The sequence below is a fragment of the Janthinobacterium algoris genome (assembly GCF_051380935.1).
GTDB lineage: Bacteria > Pseudomonadota > Gammaproteobacteria > Burkholderiales > Burkholderiaceae_D > Janthinobacterium.
In genome coordinates, this window is record NZ_JBNYXZ010000002.1 from 336,233 (window position 1) to 360,278 (window position 24,046).

Annotated in this window: 20 protein-coding genes and 1 tRNA gene; 7 read left to right on the plus strand and 14 right to left on the minus strand. The window is 59.1% G+C overall.

Features of this window, described 5'->3' with window-relative positions; genetic code table 11:
• Positions 1 to 10: 10 nt before the first annotated feature.
• Positions 11 to 1,312 carry a hypothetical protein gene (locus ACQ4W7_RS04435; protein WP_436528753.1) on the minus strand — a complete coding sequence of 434 codons (1,302 nt, stop codon included), beginning with the start codon at positions 1,310 to 1,312 and terminating at the stop codon, positions 11 to 13.
• 225 nt (positions 1,313 to 1,537) lie between these two features.
• Here ACQ4W7_RS04435 and ACQ4W7_RS04440 point away from each other — a divergent pair, with 225 nt between their 5' ends.
• On the plus strand, positions 1,538 to 1,966 hold the full coding sequence (locus ACQ4W7_RS04440; RefSeq protein ID WP_436528755.1) for a helix-turn-helix domain-containing protein: 429 nt from the start codon (positions 1,538 to 1,540) through the stop codon (positions 1,964 to 1,966).
• Positions 1,967 to 2,522: 556 nt separating this feature from the next.
• Here ACQ4W7_RS04440 and ACQ4W7_RS04445 read toward each other — a convergent pair.
• Both ACQ4W7_RS04445 and ACQ4W7_RS04450 read right to left on the minus strand, forming a co-directional pair.
• Entirely contained in the window at positions 2,523 to 3,533 is a 1,011-nt protein-coding gene (locus ACQ4W7_RS04445; RefSeq protein ID WP_436528757.1) for a helix-turn-helix domain-containing protein, read from the minus strand.
• Positions 3,534 to 3,876: 343 nt separating this feature from the next.
• Positions 3,877 to 4,491: a hypothetical protein gene (locus tag ACQ4W7_RS04450; protein ID WP_436528759.1), complete on the minus strand. Its 615-nt coding sequence runs from the start codon at positions 4,489 to 4,491 to the stop codon at positions 3,877 to 3,879.
• A gap of 286 nt (positions 4,492 to 4,777) precedes the next feature.
• On the opposite strand from ACQ4W7_RS04450, the gene ACQ4W7_RS04455 reads away from it, so the two are divergent.
• Positions 4,778 to 5,425 carry a hypothetical protein gene (locus ACQ4W7_RS04455; protein ID WP_436528761.1) on the plus strand — a complete coding sequence of 216 codons (648 nt, stop codon included), beginning with the start codon at positions 4,778 to 4,780 and terminating at the stop codon, positions 5,423 to 5,425.
• 185 nt (positions 5,426 to 5,610) lie between these two features.
• Here ACQ4W7_RS04455 and ACQ4W7_RS04460 read toward each other — a convergent pair whose 3' ends face one another.
• The 5 genes from ACQ4W7_RS04460 to ACQ4W7_RS04480 all read right to left on the minus strand — a co-directional run bounded on the left by ACQ4W7_RS04460 (position 5,611) and on the right by ACQ4W7_RS04480 (position 9,365).
• A complete protein-coding gene (locus ACQ4W7_RS04460) occupies positions 5,611 to 6,945 on the minus strand; it encodes a site-specific integrase (RefSeq protein WP_436528763.1) in 1,335 nt (444 codons plus the stop codon).
• A gap of 125 nt (positions 6,946 to 7,070) precedes the next feature.
• Positions 7,071 to 7,145, minus strand: a tRNA-Val gene (locus tag ACQ4W7_RS04465).
• A gap of 82 nt (positions 7,146 to 7,227) precedes the next feature.
• Positions 7,228 to 7,944, minus strand: a complete 717-nt coding sequence (dnaQ, locus tag ACQ4W7_RS04470; protein WP_426073639.1) for a DNA polymerase III subunit epsilon — start codon at positions 7,942 to 7,944, stop codon at positions 7,228 to 7,230.
• Between the two features lie 202 nt (positions 7,945 to 8,146).
• Positions 8,147 to 8,596, minus strand: coding sequence for a ribonuclease HI (rnhA, locus tag ACQ4W7_RS04475; protein ID WP_046682922.1), 450 nt, complete (start codon positions 8,594 to 8,596; stop codon positions 8,147 to 8,149).
• Positions 8,589 to 9,365 (minus strand): class I SAM-dependent methyltransferase, encoded by a 777-nt coding sequence (locus ACQ4W7_RS04480; protein ID WP_426073642.1) that lies wholly within the window; start codon positions 9,363 to 9,365, stop codon positions 8,589 to 8,591. Before ACQ4W7_RS04480 ends, rnhA begins: the two co-directional genes overlap by 8 nt.
• A gap of 19 nt (positions 9,366 to 9,384) precedes the next feature.
• On the opposite strand from ACQ4W7_RS04480, the gene gloB reads away from it, so the two are divergent.
• Positions 9,385 to 10,194 carry a hydroxyacylglutathione hydrolase gene (gene gloB / locus ACQ4W7_RS04485; protein WP_426073643.1) on the plus strand — a complete coding sequence of 270 codons (810 nt, stop codon included), beginning with the start codon at positions 9,385 to 9,387 and terminating at the stop codon, positions 10,192 to 10,194.
• 82 nt (positions 10,195 to 10,276) lie between these two features.
• On the opposite strand, the gene aceB is transcribed toward gloB, so the two are convergent.
• The gene (gene aceB / locus ACQ4W7_RS04490; protein WP_426073644.1) at positions 10,277 to 11,875 is read right to left on the minus strand and encodes a malate synthase A; all 1,599 of its coding nucleotides are present in this window, start codon (positions 11,873 to 11,875) and stop codon (positions 10,277 to 10,279) included.
• Positions 11,876 to 12,091: 216 nt separating this feature from the next.
• Here aceB and ACQ4W7_RS04495 point away from each other — a divergent pair, with 216 nt between their 5' ends.
• Complete coding sequence (locus ACQ4W7_RS04495) at positions 12,092 to 13,003, plus strand: LysR family transcriptional regulator (RefSeq protein WP_035819455.1); 912 nt, start codon at positions 12,092 to 12,094, stop codon at positions 13,001 to 13,003.
• Positions 13,004 to 13,143: 140 nt separating this feature from the next.
• Here the strand turns inward: ACQ4W7_RS04495 and ACQ4W7_RS04500 are convergent, their stop codons facing one another.
• From ACQ4W7_RS04500 to ACQ4W7_RS04515, 4 genes are all read right to left on the minus strand, one after another.
• Positions 13,144 to 13,347 carry a cold-shock protein gene (locus tag ACQ4W7_RS04500; protein ID WP_010398811.1) on the minus strand — a complete coding sequence of 68 codons (204 nt, stop codon included), beginning with the start codon at positions 13,345 to 13,347 and terminating at the stop codon, positions 13,144 to 13,146.
• A gap of 298 nt (positions 13,348 to 13,645) precedes the next feature.
• Positions 13,646 to 14,008, minus strand: coding sequence for an Hpt domain-containing protein (locus ACQ4W7_RS04505; protein ID WP_436528767.1), 363 nt, complete (start codon positions 14,006 to 14,008; stop codon positions 13,646 to 13,648).
• A gap of 22 nt (positions 14,009 to 14,030) precedes the next feature.
• The gene (gene upp / locus ACQ4W7_RS04510) at positions 14,031 to 14,681 is read right to left on the minus strand and encodes a uracil phosphoribosyltransferase (RefSeq protein WP_426073646.1); all 651 of its coding nucleotides are present in this window, start codon (positions 14,679 to 14,681) and stop codon (positions 14,031 to 14,033) included.
• Between the two features lie 146 nt (positions 14,682 to 14,827).
• Positions 14,828 to 16,510: an isovaleryl-CoA dehydrogenase gene (locus ACQ4W7_RS04515; RefSeq protein ID WP_436528769.1), complete on the minus strand. Its 1,683-nt coding sequence runs from the start codon at positions 16,508 to 16,510 to the stop codon at positions 14,828 to 14,830.
• Positions 16,511 to 16,904: 394 nt separating this feature from the next.
• On the opposite strand from ACQ4W7_RS04515, the gene ACQ4W7_RS04520 reads away from it, so the two are divergent.
• Positions 16,905 to 18,644, plus strand: coding sequence for a putative bifunctional diguanylate cyclase/phosphodiesterase (locus ACQ4W7_RS04520; RefSeq protein ID WP_436528771.1), 1,740 nt, complete (start codon positions 16,905 to 16,907; stop codon positions 18,642 to 18,644).
• The gene (locus ACQ4W7_RS04525; RefSeq protein ID WP_436528773.1) at positions 18,641 to 20,137 is read left to right on the plus strand and encodes an HDOD domain-containing protein; all 1,497 of its coding nucleotides are present in this window, start codon (positions 18,641 to 18,643) and stop codon (positions 20,135 to 20,137) included. Before ACQ4W7_RS04520 ends, ACQ4W7_RS04525 begins: the two co-directional genes overlap by 4 nt.
• A gap of 104 nt (positions 20,138 to 20,241) precedes the next feature.
• On the opposite strand, the gene aroC is transcribed toward ACQ4W7_RS04525, so the two are convergent.
• Positions 20,242 to 21,336 (minus strand): chorismate synthase, encoded by a 1,095-nt coding sequence (gene aroC / locus ACQ4W7_RS04530; RefSeq protein WP_426073650.1) that lies wholly within the window; start codon positions 21,334 to 21,336, stop codon positions 20,242 to 20,244.
• Between the two features lie 421 nt (positions 21,337 to 21,757).
• Here aroC and ACQ4W7_RS04535 point away from each other — a divergent pair, with 421 nt between their 5' ends.
• Positions 21,758 to 24,019 carry a putative bifunctional diguanylate cyclase/phosphodiesterase gene (locus tag ACQ4W7_RS04535; protein WP_426073651.1) on the plus strand — a complete coding sequence of 754 codons (2,262 nt, stop codon included), beginning with the start codon at positions 21,758 to 21,760 and terminating at the stop codon, positions 24,017 to 24,019.
• The last annotated feature ends 27 nt before the right edge of the window (positions 24,020 to 24,046 follow it).

Below are 24,046 nucleotides of genomic sequence, written 5' to 3' on the forward strand. Positions count from 1 at the left end.
CAGGCCTTTGCTATCGGGCCAGGATTTCGATTCGATCGATCCACGTTGTGATCTGCTCCTTCGAATAGCCCACCATGAGCTGGAAGCGGCGCTTGTGGAGATGCGAGCGTTCAAACTCCTCATCCTTGACCACTATTCCCAATGCAAATGTGGGCGCAGCGCCATTAGCTTTTGCGGGAATTTCATCCAAGCTTGCAGTCGCGCAAGCTTCCTTGAGAGACCCCATCCACACTTCACCGTTCAGCTCGATAACGGCACTGCCGCTCCGGTCTGCGGCGATAATCCAGGCAAGTGATCCATTCTCATAAAGCGCGATCTCTGACAAGGCCTCGCCGAGACCAGCCTGCTTTTTAAGCTCGCTCACCCGCTCCATGCTAACCGCCCGCTCAGCAGTCCATGCAGAGCGAAAATTAACCATCTGCAATGCAATCCGATCTTGTTCTGCTGCGAGGGCCACATCTGCTCTTGCCTTGCTGATTAACTCCAGCCTTTTTTCAACATTGAGCCAGTGAAGCCAGAAGTCTTCCGCCAAGACCGGGTCAACATTATTTGAAGCCATACTGTAATCGGCCGTTTCCCAATAAGTCCTTTGCATTGAACATGAGCCGCTACGGATCAGTGAGTCTCCATCCCACTCAACCTTCACGCTGTGCATTGCAGCACGGTGCTGAAACACCGATACATTGAGATAAGTGAGATAACGTGGCAGCTTTGTTTTACCTCTGGCAATACTGCAAGACAGATCAGAAGCAGGAAAAGTCCGATCAAAAAGATCCTCGCCTTCTTTTGCCGAGCGAACTTCTATGCATGCATTTTTGTCATGGCATAACAATCTCGCTGTGTCATTTTCAAAATCTAAATGCAAGCTGAATCGCGAACATGTGTAGGTCCATTCCGGACCATTCGCGTCGCCATCCACGGTTCCAGGCCCGTCGAAAGCTAGAACGTCCAAACTTTGCTCAGGCTTGATGTTTGAAGAGGCCATGTTGTAAAAGGCGGTTTTTTGCCGGCCTAGGCGCACCATGCTCCATATCCAGAAAATTATTACCGCCGGTATCCCAATAAAAACCGGGAGAAACATAAGAGCCAAGATCGAAAAGCCCGCTTTGAGCCAAAACTTCGTCAGCACCGGCTCGCTATTTGAAACATTAGACATTGTCATACCCTTCGTTTTCTGCTTGTTTAACAGCCGCAGAGTTTCGCGGTCTGGTCTCGATAAATTGGAAGCCGGCTTATACGAGGCCGCCATGGCGCCATCTGCTTGATTGGAAGGAAACGTCCAGCAGCCGCCTTCGCTTATCGCGAATAGCAACTCTTCTGCTGTGCTCTCATCGCCTCAAGGTTCTCCATCCATTTTTCTTGTCTCGAATGCCACATTTAGCGCATCGCAGCGCCTGAGCTTCCTGAGCCGTTGCTTTGGAGAGAAAAGTGATGCATCCAAATAATAAACTATTTTAGTTGAAACTCAACTTTTTAAGTCCTTCAAACAAATAAGCCTAGTAGCCACCATTTGGGTTGAACCATCACAAGGATGCCCATGGAATCTCAACGACTCAAAAAAATTTCCCAAACAGTGGGCGCCGCCATCGCGAGCCACAGAGTCCGAGTCGGCCTCACGCAAGAGGATGTTGCCGAGCGCTTGGGAATCGGCAATGAGGCCATCTCGCGACTTGAGCGCGGCATCGTCTTGCCATCAATCCCCCGCCTGTCAGAGCTTGCAGAGCTCTTTGATTGCAGAATGGATGAATTGCTGCTGACATCGAGCGATCGCAAAACCGACCAGGCCGCGGCCATTGAAGCCCATCTCAGCGGCCTTTCCCCAGAGGACCGAGCATTCGTCGTCGATCAAACGCGCGCCACTGCCGGCTACCTGCGGGACAGGGCTAAAAGCCGCTTTCACTCAACAACTTCTTTCCACGACACTCCCTCAACGGGGCAGCAGAAGAAAAATACAAAAAAATCTTGAAATCAAGAGCGCAAACTCCTGCGCCGCTGATAAGCACTCCTTTGCTTTCCGACAACCAGAAAAATAACGCAACGGCTGTCTAAAAGATTGAATCTATACGACACCAGCAAACAGATTGGCCATATTGACGATATTGAAATTGACGCTGTTGAAATCAGATCGACCTCAGAGCGAGATGTCATCCCAAGCGAGGGACTGCGAAATGGAATGTCTGCGGAGCGCGAGGCGTGGCGCAAGAGGAGTAACGAATGCTCGCGAGTTGAATCCGGCGTAGATATAGGCGGACGTAGATGGCACACCAGCGAGCAAACGCGGAACCCGCGCATGCGGAGTCACCGTTCGCGCCCGAACGTTGGCGAGCGCTCTACGCACCATCAGATAGAACTATGTAGGCTGCAAAAAGAAGAGGAAGAAGAAGTGGAAATGGAAAGGAATAAAGAAGGAGTTGGGCTTTAACGCCTGTCAACGCCCACGTCAAGGGCGATCAAAGCCCAACGTTGTCGAAACCATCAGCAATAAAAGGCTTATGACAAGACGGGCAATTAAAGACTGGGGCTTAGAGCGCTGGCAATGGATTTTGGCTAAGGCGCATCAACTTGCGTATGAGACTAGGAGGCATTCCTGATGCAGTTTGAAATGCCCTGGTCATGTGGGCCAAATCAGAAAAACCTTCGTCAAAGGCAATCATCGTAAGGCTATCCAAGGATGCAAGGCGATGCGATGCGCGAATCAAGCGCGACGCTTGTCTAAGCGCTTCGGCCGTTATATTTGACTCCCTCAACCGGCGCTCCAAAGTCCGCTGGTGACAACCAAGCTTGCGGGCGACACTAGCGATGGGAAGGTGCCCCTCGCTTTCAAACACCAGAGCCACTTCGCCGGCAGCAGACGCCTCCACACCCAGGATCTTTGCAGTGGTGGTCAAGCTGCGCTTCTCTCCTCCGCTCGGCAACTGCGCATTGCGCCGCGTGGTCGCCATCATGGTCTCCACAATCGCTAGCGTGCCTTGGCGACAGCTATCAGGATCGTCTCGACCAGCCGTGAGCGTTCCATTTCCGCCATTTCCGGCATCATTGCCATTGCCGTTGGCCGGACTATTACGAGATGCGCTGCTTGGCCGCCGTGCGTAGCCATTAGCGCCAAGACTGGTCTGCACGCCCAGATTCGCGGACTGGTTATAGGCGTTGAACGCAATAAGCACGTCGGCTTCGCGTTGGAATGATGAGAGAAGCAGATAGCCTGGATTGATGTCGGTGGCGAGGAAGTCGTTGACCATGCGCTCGACGACACCGGCCCCAGCTCCCTCAGCCGTTCTTGCGCGGCCGGCGGCATGGTAGCGCTGATACGGCAGGTGGCCACTGATCGCGTGCGACACTGCCGAGACAAACCGGCTCATCGGCGTCCAGCCGGCCCTTCCCTCAAGAGCATTTACTACAACGTGGTATGCAAGTGAGTTCGGCATTTCTCGATTCTTATGATGACTTTTTGGTAATTTTTCAAAAGGCCGAGGGGCCGTTAGAAAAGCAGCGATTGCCTGTAAACGAAAAAAGCTGCGAAAAGTCGCAGCCACGGGAGCAAAAGCGTGTCTAAGCTAGGCGCGCATGAAAACAGCCTACAAATTCGTGATTGCTGACACGGAGCTGTGCACCGAAATACTTGAAGGCTTCCAGCAGCATACGTTAGCCCGTTTAAGTTTCCATGATACAACGTTATCTAGAAGAGAACGTCTTTTTATAAGTATTTTTTGTTCTATGCACTACTGCAGCTTAATGGCCGGTGCCTAAAAATCTCCGCAAGGACGGTGGACGGTTTAGTTTCCTAAAATAATCACTGCCTATGAGAGCACAAGCGACGACAAAAAAAACGAGCGCTGAAACGTGCGCTCGTTCATTACGGCCCTCTATCACCGCGCGTCAAAGCCGAGAGCTGCCTCTCGACGCACCTTTCCGACTGGGAGCCGCAACCACTAGCTCTAAGGCGCTTTTTTCTTCCTGGGCCGTGCGTTCAGCGCAAACGTGATCCCAAATTTTCCCAGGGTAGCCTATCCGTGCTGGACCTTCCACGCGTATGCCCAACTCAAGAATACATTTAACCAAAAAGCTGAAATACCACACTTCAGCGCTCTCTCCATATTCTATTTTGGAAGCCTGGATGCTATAGGACAAAGTATCGAGCAACAACTTCAGAGGCCGAATATCTTGTGGCTTCTGACGAACTCTAGCAATCGCTGCATTCACCAGTTCGGTGAGCACAGGAGCATTTCTGTAACGCAGGGCTAACTCGCCGACATTGAGAGTAGAGAAATCGACCTTATCCACGAACATAACCTCAAACACCGAGCTACCCGCTAATTCAAGCGCAGCCACGCCATTTTTGAACATATCGAGATCCCCCATCCGCGTCGCAGCGACCACCTTGTCATAACCATCGTTGAAGAAGCTTCGGGCCGAATCTGCTTTCGCCCCCGCCTTGCTAGTGGCTTTCAACGTTTTTTGACGATTTTTTGCACGCTCTGCTTTTCCAGTCATGTTCATCTCCTAGTTGAAGGCGCGGGGCCGAAATGGCTCCGCGACACATTCATGATGCGCGCTAAAAGGCCTGGCAAAACTAAGCGGCGAAACCATCGCGAAGCGCAACGCAGCGCAAATCAAGATTTGCGGACTCAATAAGCAAAACGTGGACCAAAGCGAGCGCGATGTAGCGCGTTAGTTGTGCGCCGACGCAACACCTACTCAAACAGAAACGTGATTTTTTAGGCTACACTTCATCAACAAGCGGCTCCGGTCGCCCAACACTCACTGCCACGAAGATGTAATGGCCAACACTGGGAAATCCGAGCTGCCCCCCGCAGCGAAAGCGGAATATCTTCATCTCGTCCGCTCCTTGACGGCCTTGAGCGCCGACGAACGGCAGTTCTTCATGCTGTCCCCAAACGAAACGGCGGCGCTGCTCAACGTCTCGATCGGAACGCTGGACAGAGCTCGCCTCAAACGAAGGCAAGCCACGGAGCAAGGCCTTGCGATTCCCTCAACCTCGCTCGCGTCATTGCCTTTCTCCCAGCCGGAAAAGGAAGGAAACGTGCGCTACTTCTTAAAGCACGCGTTCGAGTATCTAAAACGGCTGATGAAAGCGGCAGAGATGGACGAACCTGCTGCCTCCGTCGACTCGGGCATGACTGGTGTGCAACGGTGGATGGCAATCGCATCTCCGTCCGACACTTGGCCTTTCTCGATCCAACCCGACGGCCGGCCAATGGATCTCATGACGGCTGTTCGCGAGAAATGCCTATCAGACAACGCGGAGCGGTTGACCCTGCGGGAGTTCGGCTCGCGCCTAGCGGACGCAGCAGCGGCCTCCTACGCGCGGGATGAGGGCAAAGAGATCGGCGACGCCCTCTCCGCCCTCGTCGAAACGGCCGATGAGCCGCGCGACCGTTGGGCACGGTCTGGCGGCCCTATTTGAACTGGAGCGCCTATCACTCGCATGCCTCTTGAAGCCAGTTAGGCCATCACAGCTGGCTTCCGAGCGGCAGACGGCACGGTCGCACTGATCAACGAAACCGCGATGACCGGCACAATTCGTAGCGCAGCACGCCCGCACTGAAGCCAGAGAGCGTTGCTGCTCGACCAGACCAACTGCACTTGCTCCTATTTCTCTCCAGACCGCTTCTTTTCCGGCGCCAAGTTCGCGTAGCGCGCCGTTGTTTGCCCGTCCTTGTGCCCAACGACTGAACGAAGCTCGTCCTCATTTTGAATGAAGCCAGCCTCAATCATATTGCCTTGCCGGATGCGCTCGATGGTTCGTTTCTGCAAATTCGCAACGCTGCGGGCGCCAATCATGTCTGCAATGGCCACTGGCGAAGAGGTGATGTCTTTGAGCACTCTGGAAATGAAAGAGCGACGAGTGTCGTGCATGTGAATGCCATCAAGCTTCGCCCGCTCCAGCACCCGGCGAAAGACCGTCTTGAAGCCCTCGATCTTGTAGTGGAAGACTCGATCGTCCACTCGCGGAATAACCTTGAAGGCTGCCACCGCCTCCGGCAGCAAGATGACCAGACGCTCCTCGTCTGCTTTCGTCTGATCCGCATCGAGATTGATGACGCCGCGCTCGATATCGATCTGGGACCATAGAAGGCCAAGGATCTCGGCTCTTCTCATGCCGGTGGATATGGCGACGGCAAAAATGAGCGGCATTTCCTTGTTCCGGCATTTTCGCAGCTCCGTAAGCAGCGCTTCCTCTTCGTCCGGCGAGATGATCCGCCGTCGGCGCCGCTCGCCGCCCTTCACCTTGGCCTTGTCTGCTTCTGCAAAGGGATTGTGGCCGTTGAGGCGTTTCCACGCTTTATTGTCCGTAAAGCGCAGCTTGTTGACGACGGCTTGCAGGGCATATATCTCCCGCTTGACTGTGCTCTTGGCCTTGCCCTGCCGCAATCTGACATCGATGTATTCGGTTGTCTCCTGCTCCGTCAGGTCGTCGATATAGAAATCTCCGATCTTTTGCTTGGCGAAGCCCTTCGCATGCTCCCTCAAGCCCGCAAGAGGTCCGGACGGGACGACGAAACCGCTTTTGATGTAGGAGATCTCAATGTTGCGGCAGCTTTCTAGGCGCGCCCTGGCGGCCTTTGCTGTTTGCTGGACCTTGTCTACACCGCAATCTATCAATGGGGTCACGTAGGCGCGCAGATAGCTGTCGATGGCGTGTCCAAGCGTGCAGCGCCCTTCCATGATGAATTCCGCGGCAAGGCGCTCGATCTCGGAAACCATCAGGCTCGCGCGGTCTCGCCCTTGGGCGATCAGAAGCCGGCCTTGCGGCGTCTTGGTGTCGGCCAAAAATATCTTAGCGCGCTCAAGCTCGTCTTGCCCGAACGAGCGATCGACGACGAAGTCGCCGCGCTCGACGCGCACTCTGTAACGTATGGATTTTGTCTTGTCGGCGTTTTTCCAGTCAATGACCCGGATGCCGCGAGGAATGGATGATGCCATGATTGGCCTTTGGCGTTGGTGGAATCGTTTGTCGAATTCCCCTATTTTTCACCATCAAGCCGGCATTTGCCGTTGCCTTGAAACATGCCGGCGAACGCCAAGACCTTGATTTCAAAGCTTAAATTTGGTGGGAAGTGCAAGTTTCGAACTTGCGACCCCTGCAGTGTGAATGCAGTGCTCTACCCCTGAGCTAACCTCCCGAAGCGAGGCGAATTATCGCATAGGTGTTGCGCCATCTGCAAGGGCTGGCAACAGGAAATTTGGCATGGTTCGCTTTTTTTCTCAGGCCGCCGCCGGTGGCGCCAGGACGGCGGTCCAGATGCACTGGCCTTTGGCAGCCTTGTCGAGGCCGGCGATGGTGGCTTCGTGGGCGGCAAGCTCGTCGGCCGTGGCGCTCTGGAAGATGACTTCGGCCAGGGGCACGATTTCCAGCACGGCGCCGTCGGCGGCCACTTCCACTTCTTCTTCCATGCTGAGGCTGTTTTGCCCCCGCGTCATGGCCAGGTAGACGTCGGCCAGCAATTCGGAGTCGAGCAGCGCGCCATGCAGCTTGCGGTGGGCGTTCGACACGCCGTAACGGTCGCACAGGGCGTCGAGCGAGTTGCGCTTGCCTGGATGCATTTCCTTCGCCTGCACCAAGGTATCGATCACGCCATGCACTTGCTCATGCACGGGCGGCAGGTTCAGGCGCTTGAATTCCGCGTTGAGGAAGCCGATATCGAACGGGGCGTTGTGGATAATCAATTCGGCGCCGGCGATAAACGCGCGAAATTCTTCCGCGATTTCCGCGAATTTCGGCTTGTCGCTGAGGAATTCCGTCGTCAATCCGTGGACGGCCAGCGCGCCCTCTTCCGAGTCGCGCTCGGGATTGATGTAGTGGTGGAAATTATTCCCCGTCAACATGCGGTTGTTCAGCTCGACCGCCCCGATCTCCAGGATGCGGTCGCCCGTGCGCGGGTTCAGGCCGGTGGTTTCAGTATCGAGAACAATTTGACGCATGGCAGATTCAGTCGTAAAAGCAAAAAGCGAAGGGCACAGTATAGCAAAGCTATACGCTGTAATCGCACCACTGCATGCTCGAACGCCCAACAAAACTGTAGCGAGCGGCAGTGAGTTGTGGTCGAGAAGCGCAACCGTACTCTAGTACGGTGAGCATCGCCGACCGCAAAGCGCGACGCGCAGTGGGTTTGGTTGGGCGTTCTTACGCGCGCACGGTTTCCACGCCCAGATTGGCCAGCTGATCGGCCCGCTCGTTGCCCGGATGACCATTGTGGCCACGTACCCAGCGCCATTCCACTTCATGTACGGCCTGGGCCGTATCGAGGGCCTGCCACAGATCAACGTTCTTAACGGGCGCCTTGGCCGCCGTTTTCCAGCCGCGCGCCTTCCAGCCGTGGATCCATTCGCTGATGCCCTTCTGGACGTACTGGCTATCGGTATACAACACTACCTGGCAGGGACGTTTGAGCGCCGTCAAGGCTTCGATCACGGCCTTCAATTCCATGCGATTATTCGTTGTATTGAGTTCCCCGCCGTAAATTTCTTTCTTGGCGCCATCGGCCACCATCAGCGCGCCCCAGCCGCCCGTGCCGGGATTGCCCTTGCATGCGCCATCGGCGTAAATTTCAACCTTGTCTTCAAACTTAGCCATCTTGCTGTTCCCGCCTTTTATTCGTGACCGGTGCGCCTGCGGGCGCCGTCGCCGGTTTCTTGGTCCACGCCGGACCGATCAAACGCATCCCTTTGACGCGCTTGATCGCCTGCACTATATACACTGCGCCCAGATATGGCCACCAGCGCGCACCGGCCTTGTCCATGAAGGCGTTGCGGCGCAGCCATTTTTCCGTCCTGCAGGCAGGTGCGTAGCAGCCGAAATGGCTTTGACTGACGCCCATGTTCAGCAATTTTAACCAGTCTTTCATGCGCGGCATAGAGATCAGCTCGCCTTCCTGCGGCAGATAATGGCGTCCCGTGACCCTCCCAATGCCCTGGCGCATGCCCCACAGGCTGGCCGGATTGAAGCCGCAGACGATGACGCGCCCCTCGGGTATCAGCACGCGCTCGACTTCGCGCAAGACCTGGTGCGGCTCGGCGGCAAATTCGAGTACATGCGGCAAGACCACCAGGTCCAGGCTTTGCGAGTCGAACGGCAGCTCATCGAAGGCCGACACCAGGGTCAAACGGCTTTCCTGCGGTGGGCGCGACGGCAGGCGCGCATCGAGCAGCCATTTGTTGGGCATGCGGTTGGCGGCCAGCGCGTCGAGCTGGGGCAAGCCGATCTGCACGGCATTAAAACCGAAGATATCGACGGTCAGACTGTCGAGGCATTGCTGTTCCCAGGCGCGCACGTAGAGACCGGCCGGCGTCTGCAGCCAGCCGTCAAGCGCTATAATGGATTTTTCGGATGCCACACTGTCCATTCAGTTTTCTCTTTTGCTCATGACACATTCCCCTGAACACGCTTTATCAGTACTTGCCGTGCCCGCCTTTGCCGACAATTACCTGTGGCTGATCCATGACGGCCGCCACGCCGCCGTGGTCGACCCCGGCGATGCGATGGCCATTCTCGATGCGCTGCAAGCACATCAATTGACCTTGTCCGCCATTTTACTCACGCACCACCACGCCGACCACACGGGTGGCGTGCCTGCATTGTTGCAGCATTTCGCCGTACCCGTCTTCGGCCCGCGCAATGAGGCTATCACAGCCATCACGGAACCGCTTGCCGAAGGCGATGTTGCCTATGTCGCCGAGCTGGGCTTGCAAATGACGGTCATCGACGTGCCCGGCCACACCAAGGGGCATATCGCCTATGTGCGCCAGCGCGATGAGCGCAGCGGCGCACCGTGGCTGTTTTCCGGCGACACCCTGTTTGCGGGCGGCTGCGGCCGCCTGTTCGAAGGCACGCCGGGCCAGATGGCCGACTCGCTGGGCAAGCTTGCCGCCCTGCCCGACGATACGCAGGTATTTTGCGCGCATGAGTACACCTTGTCCAATCTGCGCTTCGCCAACGCCGTCGAGCCGGGCAATCTGGCCTTGCAGGAGCGCATCGCCATCGACACGGAAAAGCGCCAGCAAGGTTTATCGACCGTGCCGTCGACCATTGCCCTTGAGAAGGCCACGAACCCCTTCCTGCGCTACCGCGAAGCGGAGATTCTGACCAGCCTGAAGGTGGAAGGCAAGCTGGCGGCGGATGCTTCGCCCGTGGAAGCATTTGCCGCCTTGCGCATGTGGAAGAATAATTTTTAAGCTGATCCTTCCACAATAAAAAATCCCGGCAGATGCTTTATGGCATCTACCGGGATTTTTTCATGCTGCTACTTGATCAAGATCAGATTTCTTCGTACAGCGGCAAGGTCAGGAATTCGGCGAACGATTCCGACGTCGACATTTCCTCGAAGATTTGGCCGGCACGCACATAGGTCGGCCCGTTACCGCCTGGCGCATCGCGCTGCACCTTGGCCAGCTCTTCCGGAATCATGGCGCGCACCATGTCAGCCGTGACCTTGCGGCCATCTTCCAGCACGCCCTTGCTGGAGCGAATCCACTGCCACACTTGCGAGCGGCTGATCTCGGCCGTGGCCGCATCTTCCATCAGGTTATGGATAGGCACGCAACCATTGCCGGCCAGCCAGCTGCCCAGGTAGTGGATGCCAACGTTGATGTTGTAGCGCAAGCCTGCTTCCGTGATCGGCGCTTCCGGCTGGAAGTTCAGCAAGTCCGACGCTGTCACATCGATGTCGGGACGCTGCTTGCCGATCTGGTTCGGCTTGTCGCCCAGCACTTTCGTGAACTCGCCCATGGCCAGCTCCACCAGACCCGGATGGGCCACCCAGCCGCCATCGTAGCCGTCAGTGGCATCGCGCGCCTTGTCGTTGCGCACGCCGCCCATGGCGATGTCGTTCTTTTCCGCATCATTCTTGATCGGGATCAAGGCTGCCATGCCGCCAATGGCCGGTGCGCCACGTTTATGACACGTTTTCAGCAGCAGCAAGGCGTAGGCGCGCATGAATGGCGCCGTCATGGTGACTTTCGCGCGGTCAGCCAGGCAGAAATCCTTGTCCAGCTTGAATTTCTTGATGCATGAAAAGATGTAATCCCAGCGGCCCGCGTTCAGGCCCGAGCTGTGCTCCTTCAGTTCGTACAGGATTTCATCCATTTCAAACGCAGCCAAAATGGTTTCGATCAGGACAGTCGCCTTGATCGTGCCTTGTGGCAAGCCCAATTCGTTTTGCGTCATGACAAAAATATCGTTCCACAGGCGCGCTTCCAGGTGCGATTCCATTTTCGGCAGGTAGAAATACGGGCCGGCGCCGCGCTCCAATTGTTCCTTGGCGTTATGAAACATGAACAGGGCGAAATCGAAAATGCCACCGGAAATGCGCTTGCCATCGACCAGCACGTGCTTTTCATCGAGGTGCCAGCCGCGCGGGCGCACTACGAGGGTGGCGATCTTGTCGTTCAGCTTGTACGACTTGCCATTTTGCTCCAGCGAAATCGTTTTGCGCACGGCGTCGAACATATTGATCTGGCCCGTCAACTGGTTATCCCAGTTCGGCGTGTTCGAATCCTCGAAGTCCGTCATGTAGCTGTCCGCGCCGGAATTGAAGGCGTTGATGACCATCTTGCGCTCGACGGGACCGGTGATTTCCACACGCCGACATTCCAGCGCCTTCGGAATCGGCGCGATCTTCCAGTCGCCGTCGCGGATGTGCGCGGTTTCTGGCAGGAAATCAGGACGCTCACCAGCGTCGAGGCGTTTGGCCCGCTCCACGCGCACGGCCAGCAATTGCTGGCGGCGCGGCTCGAAGGCACGCGTCAGTTTGGCCACCAGCGCCAGCGCTGCCGGCGTGAGGATCTGTTCGTAGCCGGGCTGGATTTCACCCGTGATTTGCATGCCTTCTGGAAGTGCGATCGTGTTCTGCGTCATGAAGTTCTCCGGTTTTTAATCAATATAAGCAAAGGTAATCTGGCGATCCAAGTATAAGCTGAACGACTGCGCTGACAAGCCGGACAGAGGTGCAAAAACACTCTGCCGGGCGGCGCGTTTGTTCTATAGTATTGCACTATAAGGCATGGAAACGAGATTAAAAATCACTTCATCTATGCGTTTTTATCACAAGTGATGGCATCGCGGGAGCACGGCATGGGGCAGTTCAGACAAATATCAACGTTCGTGGAAGTCGTGGCCAAGGGCAGCCTGTCGGCGGCCGCACGCGCGGAAGGGATCGCACCGGCCATGATCGGCCGGCGCCTCGACGCACTGGAGCAGCGCCTGGGCGTCAAATTGTTGCAGCGCACGACGCGCAAGCTGGCCTTGACGAATGAAGGCGCCGCCTTCCTGGAAGACTGCCAGCGCATTCTGGGAGAGCTGGAAGAGGCGGAAGCGGCCGTGGCCGAACGCAGCGTGAAGGCCAGCGGTCATTTACTCATTTCCGCGCCGGCCGGCTTCGGACGCCAGCACGTGGCGCCCTTGATCCCCTCTTTTGTCGCCGAGCACCGCGACGTGACGGTGTCGCTGAATCTGAACGACCGCCTGGTCGACCTGATCGGCGAAGGCATCGACGTGGCCATCCGCATCGCCAGCCTGTCCGATTCCTCGCTGGTGAGCACCAAGCTGGCCGACAACCAGCGCGTGCTGGTCGGCTCGCCCGCCTACCTGAAACGGGCGGGCACGCCGCGCATCCCGGCCGACCTGGCGAAACACAATTGCCTGGCGATCAGCAGCGAAGGCAGCCAGCGGGGCTGGACCTTCCGCGAAAACGGCAAGAATGTCATTTTAAAGGTGGCGGGCAATATGGTCTGTAACGATGGTGAAGTGCTGCACGACTGGGCGCTGGCCGGCAAGGGATTGGCGTGGCGCTCGATGTGGGAAGTGGGCGCCGAAATCGCCTCGGGCCAGCTGGTGACGGTACTGGACCAGTTTGCCGCGCCGGGCAACGATATTTATGCCGTGTTTGCCCAGCGCCGCCATTTGCCGCTGCGCATACGGGCGTTCGTGGATTTTTTAAGGCATAGTTATTCGCAGCCAGATTACTGGCGTGAAAGGGCTATCTAGCCAATGCGGGTCGAACTGGAAGAACGCAAAGCATGTCAAAAGAACCACGCAGCCCGCGTAAGACCCATGGCTCACGGAAATTTAGACGAAAAAAAATCCTCGGAGACCGAGGATTTCTTTATTTCGTTTGATCCAGCGTATTAGATTGGCTGAATGTTCGAAGCTTGCTTGCCTTTAGGGCCAGCGGTCACTTCAAAAGAAACGCGTTGGTTCTCTTGCAGGGACTTGAAGCCGTTCGACTGGATAGCCGAGAAGTGAGCGAACAGATCTTCGCCGCCTTCATCAGGGGTAATAAAGCCGAAACCCTTCGAATCATTGAACCATTTTACGATGCCAGTTGCCATTACAATTTCCTATTTCAGTTAAGTTGGGCTTGCGCCCGTTATATCGTTTGAAGCAAGAAAGAAATGACAGACTAACTGCACTACTACCTCGAATCCAACGATGCCCAATTATACCAACAAAACTGAGAAAAACCATTCTTTCGCAAAATAAACTTGCAAACACTACTTTAATAGCTAAATCCCCGTCTTGCGGCGCCCTGTACCAGCGGCTTGGAGACACTATATCCTAATCTGCGACGCGGGTGCTTTGCGTTGCATCAAATGAATCATTGCAACCACATCCCTATAGCGCCGCTACTCACGCGCTGAAATGGGTGGCACCCGCATCGCGAGTGGCCCAATGCAGCAGCGCCGCCACTTGCGCCCGCACGGCGGGCCATTCCGCCACCGCCTGCGCAGGCGCATTGAGCATGGCACGTACCTGTTGTTCGATGCGCCGGCATTCCTGCCCCAGCGCAGCGAAACCGAAGGTGGCGGCCGAGCCGGCTACTGCGTGCAGCGCACGGTGCAGCTCCGTCAACGTTTCCAAACGGGGGCCTTCGCTGTCGCAACGGCCGCTTGCCTGCGTGATCGTTTGCATCAGGGCTGGCACGCCAGCCGCATATTTTTCGTTCAGGGCGCGCAAACGCGCGCGAAAATCCGGATCGATCAAGGTTGCCATCGTCATCCTCGCCTGACGTGGCTTACTTGGTGCCGAAGATGCGGTCGCCGGCATCACCTAGGCCCGGCACGATGTAGGCGTGGTCATCCAGGTGCGAATCGAGCGAGGCGCAGAACATCTTGACGTTCGGATGCGCGTTCTGGAATACGCTCACGCCTTCCGGTGCGGCCACCAACGCCAGGAAGATGATCTGCTCGTCCGTCACGCCCCGCTTCTTCAGCACGTCGACGGCGTACACTGCCGAATTACCGGTCGCCACCATCGGGTCGCACAGGATGAAGGTGCGCTCGTTCAAGTCCGGCAAGCGCACCAGGTATTCCACCGGCATGTGGGTGGCGGGATCGCGGTACACGCCGATGTGGCCCACGCGCGCCGATGGCACCAGGTTCAGCAAGCCATCGCTCATGCCGATGCCGGCGCGCAAGATGGGGACGATGGCCAGTTTCTTGCCTGCAATGACGGGCGCGTCGATAGTCACTAGCGGAGTCTTGATTTCACGCGTGGTCAGTGGCAGGTCGCGCGTGATTTCATAACCCATCAGCAAGGTGATTTCCTTGAGCAATTCGCGGAAGGTGCGCGTCGACGTATCGTGCTCGCGCATGTGGCTCAGCTTATGCTGGATCAAAGGGTGATCGGTAATGAACAAATTCGGGAAGCGTGGATCTTGTTTCATATTGTTGTTCTTTCTCTGCTCTCTGGCGCGGCGGCAAGTCTGGGCCGCAGGCGCGCTGTGTATCGATAAAATGATGGATTGCCGCATTATCCCAGCCCACAGCCCGCCTGTGGCCGGAATTTTCGAAATAATCGGATTTTTCGGGGTCAGTACTCGCGCAGGGCGCGCGCCAGGATGGCCGCGCAATCGGTGCCCGCCGGCAAGCGGCCATACGCGCCGCCCGGCGCTTGCACCAGACGCGACTGCAGGAAGGCCTGCGCGATAAAGGGCGGTGCATGGCGCAACAGCAATCCCGCCTGCACGGCCAGTACGATGCGCTCGGATAAGTGCCGAGCACCAAACTCATCTGTTTGCGGCCCATCCAGCTCGCTCAGCAGGCGCGTCCGGTACTCAACAAAGGCGGCGTCAGCATCGCCGGCCAGCGCCAGCTCGGCCGCCAGGGCGTCGCGCGCGGCCGGCGACTTGCCGAAGGCGCGCAAGACGTCGAGGCACATGACGTTGCCCGAGCCTTCCCAGATCGAGTTGACGGGCAGCTCCCGGTACAGGCGCGCCAGCGGCGCGTCTTCCACATAGCCGGTGCCGCCCAGCACTTCCATGGCTTCCGCGCCGAAACCGGCACCACGCTTGCAAATCCAGTACTTGCCGGCCGGCGTCAGCACGCGCGCCAGCATGGCTTGCCGCGCATCCTCCTTTTCATCGAAACAGCGTGCCAGGCGCAGCGCAAAGGCCGTGGCGGCTTCCGATTCGAGCGCCAGGTCGGCCAGCACGTTTTGCATCAGGGGCTGCTCGACCAGCGGCTTGCCGAACACGGCGCGCTGGCGCGCATGGTGCAGCGCCTGCGTCAAGGCGGCGCGCATGATGCCGGTGCTACCCAGCACGCAATCGAGACGCGTATGGCTGGCCATTTCCAAGATGGTGGGAATGCCCCGCCCCGGCTGGCCCACCAGCCAGCCATAGGCGTTGGTGAATTCCACTTCCGACGAGGCATTCGAGCGGTTGCCCAGCTTATCTTTCAGGCGCTGCACGCGGATGGCATTGCGGCTGCCGTCGGGCAGGTAGCGGGGCAGAAAAAAGCACGACAACCCGCCCTCCTGCGCCTGCGCCAGGATCAGATGGGCGTCGCATTGCGGCGCCGAAAAAAACCATTTGTGGCCGACGATGCGCCAGGCGCCGCCGGCCTCGTCGCCGAACAGGGCCAGCGCTTCATCAGGCGGCACGGGCACCGCACGCGTGGTGTTGCTGCGCACGTCCGAGCCGCCCTGCTTTTCCGTCATGCCCATGCCGACCAGGGCGCCGCGCTTCTGTTCCACGGGCAAGGAGCGGGGATCATATTCGCGCGACAGGATCTTCGGCAACCAGTGGGCGGCGATTTGCGGCAGATCAAGGGCCTGGCGCAAGGCCGGCACCGAGGCATACGTCATCGTCACGGGACACTGCGTGCCGTTTTCCACCTGCCCCACTAATAAATAGGCGGCCGCGCGCGCCACCTGGGCGCCAGGACCGGGCGACGCCCAAGGTGACGCGTGCGCACCGGCGCCCACGAGGATGGCCATCAGTTCATGCCAGGCCGGGTGGAACAGCACTTCGTCGATGCGGCGCCCGGCCCGGTCGAACTGCTGCAATTCGGGCGTGTGGATATTAGCCAGGCGCCCCAGCGCATACGTCTCGGCGCGGCCCAGCTTTTCACCCAGCGCGTCGAGCTCCCGCAGCGCCGCGCCGCCGCCCTCGCGCAGCAGCGCTTCGATCAGCGCCGGGTCGCAGGCGAACAGATTGACGTTTTCAAAAGGCGTGGCTTGATTGAAAACTTCATGTGTGTCAAAAGCATGCATGGGGGTCTCCCGCGATTTGTTATCATGGCGCCCTTGCCGTCGCTGGCGCACCGTCAACACCGTCTGCCAGCCAGACTAGCGCAAAGCGGATGGCAGGGCAAGCGCGCTACCGAAAGCCAGCGTGACAGAAAGTTTCCACGTGGAACGAAATGCCCGCGGGTGTCGCGCACGATGATTTTTTTCATGCAAGGCAGGAATATTTACAAAACCTGAAGCAATGTTGCTCTATTTCATGTAATTGAATGCTTTTCAATGATACATTTCGTGTGGATCGCGTTCCGATAGTTGCCTCCGGCCCGCTATGACGCGCGTAGCGCACGATGCACTCTTTCCGTTGGCGCCCTGCCCTGCAGCGAGCGCCGGCACTGATAAAAAAAAGGTAAAAGCCAGCACGATGTTTTCCAGTACCCCATCCGCCGCCCACCGCGAGGCACGCCACGAGTTGGACAACCTCATGGAAGAGGCCGGCGACGTCGTGTTCCGGCTCGATACGGACGGCCTGATCCTGTTCGCCAGCAAGCGCGCAGCCACCCTGTTCGGCACGCCATCGGGCCTGGCCGGCCACTTGCTGTTGCCGCTGGCCGCCGAAGCGTCGCGCGCGGCGCTGCAGGCGGCGCTGGAAGATTCCTTGGCCGAGCCGGGCCGCCTGGAAGTGCGCCTGCAAACGCCAGACCAGGAAATCTGGTTCGAGCTGCGCCTGTCTTCTTATATGAACGGGGACGGCATCGCCGAATTGCTGGTGGTCGGGCGCGACACCTCGGCCCAGCACAACACGGAAGAACGCTTGCGCCACATGGCCACGCACGATGCGCTGACCGGGCTGCCGAACCGCCTGCTGCTGTCGGACCGCATCCGCATGGTCATCGCCCAGGCGGCGCGTTCGGGCCAGGGCTTTTCCGTGGCCACCATCGGCCTCGATGGTTTTAAAAAGGTCAACGATGGCCTGGGCCACCCCGTCGGCGACGCCGTGCTGCGCCTGGCCGCCGCGCGCCTGCGCAAGACCTTGCGCGACAGCGACACCCTGGCGCGCGTGGGCGGCGATGAGTTCGTCGCCGTGCTGCCCGGCAGCGCCACCGACGCGCAAATCAAACTGGTGACCGGTCGCCTGCTGGCCACCCTGCAGGCGCCGTTCGAAGTCGATGGCCACACGATCTACGTGGGGGCGTCCGTGGGTGTATCGATCTATCCGCAGCACGCAGAAGATGAAGTGCGTCTGGTGGCGCTGGCCGATGCGGCCATGTCGCGCGCCAAGGAAACGGGCAAAGCCCGCTGCCTGGTCTACAGCCCGCGCCTGAATGGCCCATCGGAACACGATATCTCGCTGGAAGCGGCCATGTTCCACGCCGTGCGCGAAGGGGAATTCCTGCTGTTCTACCAGCCCATCGTCGATGCGCACACGCGGCAAATTCAGGGCTTTGAAACCCTGATGCGCTGGAAGCACCCGACCCTGGGACTAGTGCCGCCCGTGCGCTTCATCCCGATCGCCGAAGCCAATGGCCTGATCAATCTGCTGGGCGCCTGGGCGCTGAAAGCGGCCTGCGTGCAGCTCAAGCAGTTCCAGGAAGTGGCCAAGCGGCCGCTGTACATCTCCGTCAACATCAGCCCGCGCCAATTCCGCAACGACAAATTCCTCGACGTGCTCGATGACGCCATCGCGTTTTCGGGACTCTCCGGCGAACACCTGGTGCTGGAAATTACGGAAGGCACCCTGATGATCGACCCCGTGCATGCGGAAACCATCCTCGTCAAGATGACGGAGCGCCGCGCGCGCATTGCCATCGACGATTTCGGCACCGGCTATTCCTCGCTGGCGTATCTGAAGCGCTTCCCCATTTCCGTACTGAAGATCGACCGCACCTTCATCAAGGACTTGCCCGAATCGAGCAAGGATGCGGCCATCTGCAACACCATTCTCGATCTGGCCAAGCACTTGAATTTGTCCGTGGTGGCCGAAGGCGTGGAAACGGAGGAGCAGATGCACTTCATGGAGTCACGCGGTTGCCAGTATGTGCAAGGCTATTTGACGGGCAAACCGATGCCGGCCCATGCCGCGCTATCGGCCTTGAGCGAAAAAACCTATGCGGCGCTGGTGCCCACGCCGTCTGTCTATGAACAGCGCGGAGGGGTGCAATGAATCCAGGTCATTTCACGGTACCGACACAGCTCGGCAAAAACACCCTGGACCTGCTGTGGGCGCGCACGCGCCAGCAGGGCGACATGCCCGGCTTCGCGAAAGCCATCAGCGCCATCCTGGGCGCCATGCGCGGCGAGGATGACCACGAATTCGACATCACGCAAACGGTGCTGTCCGACCCTGTCCTCACGCACAAAGTACTGCGCCTGGCCAACAGCGGCATGTACTCGGCCTTCGGCCAGAGGGTCAACACAGTCTCGAAGGCGGTGCTGGTGCTGGGCATCGACGCCATCGGCCATCTGGCGCTGGGACTGAAACTGATCGAGGAGCTGTCGCAGGCGTCGCCCGACTCCGTCAGCGCCCACGTGGAAATGGAAAAGGCCGTGCTGGCCGGGATGGTGGCGCAGCAGGTGGCCACCAGTGCCGGTAGCCTGCAAGCCGAGCAAGCCGTCGTCTGCTCCATGCTGCACACGCTGGGCCGCATGATGGTGACGTTCTACATGACGGACTTCTGGGCGCGCATGCAGGCGCACGCGGGGCCGGGCAACGAGGCGGCCGCCGCGCGCGAAATCCTCGGCCTGTCGCTGCCGGAAGTGGGCTATGCCACGGCCGCCCACTGGGGCTTGCCGCAGCACCTGATCAACGGCATGCGTCCGATGGAGCCATCGCCCGACAACGCGCCCGTCAGCGGCGCCGACTGGATGGCAGGCCTGTCGACGATGGCGGCGCGCTGCGCCGACTCGTTGTGGCATGACGATGCGGCCGGCACGGCGCAGGTGCACGCGCTGATCGACAACTATGCGGGCACCCTGGGCATCGCAGCCACAGACCTGGTGGTGGCGGTAGACAAGGCAAAAATGATGGCGGCGGCCGACCTGTCGATCGCGCCGCTGTCGAAACCGGCCGAACGGCGCGCGCGCCAGCTGGCCTCGACGCGCATGCGCGCCGAGGGCAATCGCGTGCTGATCGGCGGCCTGGCCGACCTGCGCGGCGCCATCGGCAGCGCCAGCCCTGGACAGATGGTCTCGATGGCGCTCGAAACGCTGCACCAGGGCTTCGATTTTTCGCGCTCGGTGGCGTTCGTGCGCAACCATAGGGATCATTTGTACTCGGCACGCATCAGCATGGGCGAAGGCACGTCCGACCTGCAGGACCTGATGGTGTTTGGCGACGCGTATGAGCCGAACGTGTTCCACGCGGCCCTCAATAGTGACCGAGTGATCTTCATCGACAATGCGCGCGACCCGAAATTTGCCGCCAAACTGCCGCAATGGTGGAAAGCCACCTTGTCGGAAGCGCGCAGCTTCGTCGTGCTGCCCCTGTCGGCCAACGGCCATCCCACGGGATTCCTGTACGGCGACTGGGACGACAGCTTCCCGCCAATCCAGCTGAACCAGACGGAATTCAACCTGATCAACGATATCCGGGCCTTACTGGTGCAGTCGGTGGAGATGCGCCATCAATTGGAATTGGTGGCGAACAAAGTGGCGTGATACCGGTAATGTCGGCTTACGCGCCACGCGCTAAGCCGACCTACACATGGCATGGGTCGTAGGTCGGATTAGGGCCGCAGGCCCGTAATCCGACAACATTCAGCTTACTTCAACTTCGGCGTATTCACCGACACATCGCCGCATTGCGCGCGGTGCATCAGGGCGTGGTCGATCAGCACCAACGCCAGCATGGCTTCGGCGATCGGCGTGGCGCGGATGCCCACGCAGGGGTCGTGGCGGCCGAAAGTTTCCACCATCACGGGATTGCCCTCTTTATCGATCGAGCGGCGCGGCGTGCGGATCGACGAGGTCGGCTTGATGGCGATCGACACGCTGATATCCTGCCCCGTCGAGATGCCACCGAGCACACCGCCCGCGTTATTGCCAATAAAACCTTCCGGCGTCAGCTCGTCGCCGTGCTCGGAACCCTTTTGCGCCACGGCGTCGAAGCCGGCGCCGATTTCCACGCCCTTGACGGCATTGATGCCCATCATGGCGTAGGCGATGTCGGCGTCGAGTTTGTCGTAGATGGGTTGGCCCAGTCCCACCGGCACGTTTTGCGCAATCACGTCGATGCGCGCACCGATGGAATCGCCGTCGCGGCGCAATTGATCCATGGCCTCTTCCATGCGCGCGATCAGGTCCGCGTCGCCGCTGGCGGCAAAGAACGGATTCGCATGCACGTGTTCCCAGGACTGGAATGGCACGGCAATGTCGCCCAGCTGGCTCATGCAACCCTTGAAGGTGGTGCCGTACTGCTGCAGCAGCCACTTCTTGGCAATCGCCGCCGCGCCCACCACGGGCGCCGTCAGGCGCGCCGAGGAACGCCCGCCGCCGCGCGGGTCGCGCACGCCGTATTTATGCCAGTATGTATAGTCCGCATGGCCGGGGCGGAAGCTTTCCGCGATATTGCCGTAATCCTTGCTGCGCTGGTCTTCGTTGCGGATCAACAGCGCGATAGGCGTACCCGTCGTCACGCCCTGGTACACGCCCGAGAGAATTTCCACCGTATCCGATTCCTGGCGCTGCGTCACGTGGCGCGAAGTGCCCGGCTTGCGGCGGTCCAGCTCGGGCTGGATATCGGCTTCCGACAGGACCAATCCGGGCGGACAGCCATCGATCACGCAGCCGATGGCCGGGCCATGCGATTCGCCGAAAGTGGTAACAGTAAACAGTTTGCCAAAAGAATTGCCGGACATAGTAGGAAGTGTGAAAGACTGGAAAACTCAATTCTACCAGCCTGCGGGGCATGCCATGCCGCTAATGCCACGCCAAGGCCCGATATTGCCCCACACATTTCGCCATTTTTAAATCCCGCGTATTTTCCATACAAAAAATACCAAATATGAGTTGCAATCATGCAATACAAGAAATATTGCACTCCACAGGAGATTTAAAAAAACTTTTTGCTTATTAAATAGCTATATACTTGGGTGATGGGCCATTAGAAAATGTGCACCTGAGTGCTGCATTTTCGATGCGCCCTGAGTGCATCAGAAATGGCCAGGGCTAGGCGCGGCGCCGAAGACAGTACGCGAGTACGGCGAGGCGCTGCAACAACGCCATGGACATTTCTGATGTGCTCACATCTCGTTCCGAGTCATCCTGGAGAAGCTATACATGCCCGCACCGATCATCCCCCTTGACGCCAACAAGGACGATCACGACGACCTGGTATTCCTCGATGAGCAACCAGCGGCGCCGCTGGTCGCCGCACCGCGCAGCGTCTGGCGGGTGATGATCATCGACGACGATGAAGACGTCCACTCCACCACCACTTTCGCCCTGGGCAACCTGGAAATGCAGCATCGCCCGCTGGAATTCGTGCATGCGTATTCGGCCGGCCAGGCGCGCGAACTGCTCAAGCATGAAGATGACATCGCCGTCATCCTGCTCGACGTGGTGATGGAACAGGACGACGCAGGCCTGCACCTGGTGCGCTACATCCGCGAAACCCTCAAAATGACGGACGTGCGCATCATCCTGCGTACGGGCCAGCCAGGCTATGCGCCGGAAATCGACGCCATCCGCGATTTCGACATCAACGATTACAAGACCAAGTCCGAACTGACGCGCATCAAGCTGTTTACCACGGTGACGGCAGCCATTCGCTCGTACGAGCAGATACGTTCGATCAGCAACAGCCGGCGCGGCCTGGACCGGATCGTCCACGCCAGCACGCAGCTGATGGCGCTGCACGGCGTGCAAAACTTCTCGGCCGGCGTGCTGGCGCAGATCGCCGACCTGCTGGGCATCCGCGCCGACGGCGTGCTGTGCGTGCAGGACTTGCAGGACAGCGGCGCCAGGGAATTGCTCGTCTCGGCCTGCACGGGCAGCTTTTCCAGCCTGCCGCACAGCGCCCTGTGCGGCCTGCAAAACCCCCGCGTGATGGCCGCCATCGAGCACACGCTGGCGCAGCGACGCAATGTGTACGCGCACGACTATGCCACCCTGTACTTCGCGGGCAAGGCCAGCCGCGACGCAGCCGCCTACCTGGTCCTGCCACGCCCCCTCACCGCCATCGATGAAAGCCTGCTGGAAGTGTTTTGCAGCAACGTCGCCGTGGGCCTGGACAACGTCGAGCTGGTATCTCACCTGCACAATGCCGCCTTTTATGACCAGTTGTCGAAGCTGCCCAACCGCACGCGCCTGGTGGAAATCCTCGATGCCGCCCTTGCCGGTCCCGCGCGCGACGACGCCACCCTGGCGCTGGTCGACCTCGACCACTTTGCCGAGACCAACGACGCGCTGGGGCACCAGTTCGGCGACACCCTGCTGGTCGCCGTGGCGGGCCGCTTGCAAACCCAGCTGGGGCCGCAGTTGACGGTGGCGCGTCTGGGCGGCGACATCTTTTGCGTGCTGGGCGACTCGTCGCAAGTCAATCCGGCCAACATCCTGGCCCTGTTCCAGGCGCCGTTCAGCATCGATGGCCAGGATGTGCAACTGTCCGCCACCCTGGGCCTGGTGCGGCTGGGCGAACATGCGGGCACAGGCGCCGATGCACTGAAGGATGCCGATATCGCCTTGAAACGGGCGAAAAGCCAGCAGCGCGCCGGACACTTCTATTTCTCGCGCAGCATGGGCATTGAAATCCGCGAACGGGTACGCATGATGCACGCGCTGCGCACGGCCTTCAGCCAGGACCAGCTGTTTGTCGTCTACCAGCCGCAGATCGACTTGACCACGCGCCGCCCCGTGGGCGCCGAAGCGTTGCTGCGCTGGCAGACGCCGGACGGCAAATTCATCTCGCCCGACCGCTTCATACCGATTGCCGAATATTCGGGCATCATCATCGATCTGGGCGAATGGGTGCTGCGCACGGCTTGCCGCGAACTGGTGCTGCTGCGCGAGCAGGGCCACCGCAACTTCGTCATGTCCGTCAACGTGTCGCAAGTACAGTTCCGCCACCCCCTTTTTTTGGAAATGCTGCGCGCGGCGCTGGAAGAGACGCAGGCGCCGCCCGAGTTCATCGAACTGGAAATCACGGAATCGATGGCAATGGAAGAGCCGGACATGCTGATCAAGATGTTGTGGCAGATCAAGCAGACGGGCGTCAGCATCGCCATCGACGACTTCGGCACGGGCTTTTCCTCGCTATCCTACCTGCAGCGCCTGCAAGTCGACCGCCTGAAAATCGACCGTGCCTTCGTCACCGAGATCACCGGCTCCGCGCGCGGCAGCAGCATCGCCGAGATGGTCATCCAGCTGGGCCGCAACCTGGGCCTGGCCGTGATCGCCGAAGGCGTGGAAGACGAGCGCCAAGCGCAAATTTTGCAGGCGCTGGGCTGCCCGATGGCGCAAGGCTTTTTGTTTGCCCGCCCCATGACGGCCACGGCGCTGGGTACCTGGCTGAACAACGAGGCGCTGCAGGGCGCGGCATAGGCGGCGCCACCCGCTTCTGCAATGCAA

Coding starts and splice junctions, on each gene's coding strand:
- ACQ4W7_RS04440 (WP_436528755.1), top strand. CDS start 1,538: ATGGAATCTCAACGACTCAAAAAAATTTCCCAAACAGTGGGCGCCGCC.
- ACQ4W7_RS04450 (WP_436528759.1), bottom strand. CDS start 4,491: ATGACTGGAAAAGCAGAGCGTGCAAAAAATCGTCAAAAAACGTTGAAA.
- ACQ4W7_RS04455 (WP_436528761.1), top strand. CDS start 4,778: ATGGCCAACACTGGGAAATCCGAGCTGCCCCCCGCAGCGAAAGCGGAA.
- ACQ4W7_RS04460 (WP_436528763.1), bottom strand. CDS start 6,945: ATGGCATCATCCATTCCTCGCGGCATCCGGGTCATTGACTGGAAAAAC.
- dnaQ (WP_426073639.1), bottom strand. CDS start 7,944: ATGCGTCAAATTGTTCTCGATACTGAAACCACCGGCCTGAACCCGCGC.
- rnhA (WP_046682922.1), bottom strand. CDS start 8,596: ATGGCTAAGTTTGAAGACAAGGTTGAAATTTACGCCGATGGCGCATGC.
- ACQ4W7_RS04480 (WP_426073642.1), bottom strand. CDS start 9,365: ATGGACAGTGTGGCATCCGAAAAATCCATTATAGCGCTTGACGGCTGG.
- gloB (WP_426073643.1), top strand. CDS start 9,385: ATGACACATTCCCCTGAACACGCTTTATCAGTACTTGCCGTGCCCGCC.
- aceB (WP_426073644.1), bottom strand. CDS start 11,875: ATGACGCAGAACACGATCGCACTTCCAGAAGGCATGCAAATCACGGGT.
- ACQ4W7_RS04495 (WP_035819455.1), top strand. CDS start 12,092: ATGGGGCAGTTCAGACAAATATCAACGTTCGTGGAAGTCGTGGCCAAG.
- ACQ4W7_RS04500 (WP_010398811.1), bottom strand. CDS start 13,347: ATGGCAACTGGCATCGTAAAATGGTTCAATGATTCGAAGGGTTTCGGC.
- ACQ4W7_RS04505 (WP_436528767.1), bottom strand. CDS start 14,008: ATGGCAACCTTGATCGATCCGGATTTTCGCGCGCGTTTGCGCGCCCTG.
- upp (WP_426073646.1), bottom strand. CDS start 14,681: ATGAAACAAGATCCACGCTTCCCGAATTTGTTCATTACCGATCACCCT.
- ACQ4W7_RS04515 (WP_436528769.1), bottom strand. CDS start 16,510: ATGCATGCTTTTGACACACATGAAGTTTTCAATCAAGCCACGCCTTTT.
- ACQ4W7_RS04520 (WP_436528771.1), top strand. CDS start 16,905: ATGTTTTCCAGTACCCCATCCGCCGCCCACCGCGAGGCACGCCACGAG.
- ACQ4W7_RS04525 (WP_436528773.1), top strand. CDS start 18,641: ATGAATCCAGGTCATTTCACGGTACCGACACAGCTCGGCAAAAACACC.
- aroC (WP_426073650.1), bottom strand. CDS start 21,336: ATGTCCGGCAATTCTTTTGGCAAACTGTTTACTGTTACCACTTTCGGC.
- ACQ4W7_RS04535 (WP_426073651.1), top strand. CDS start 21,758: ATGCCCGCACCGATCATCCCCCTTGACGCCAACAAGGACGATCACGAC.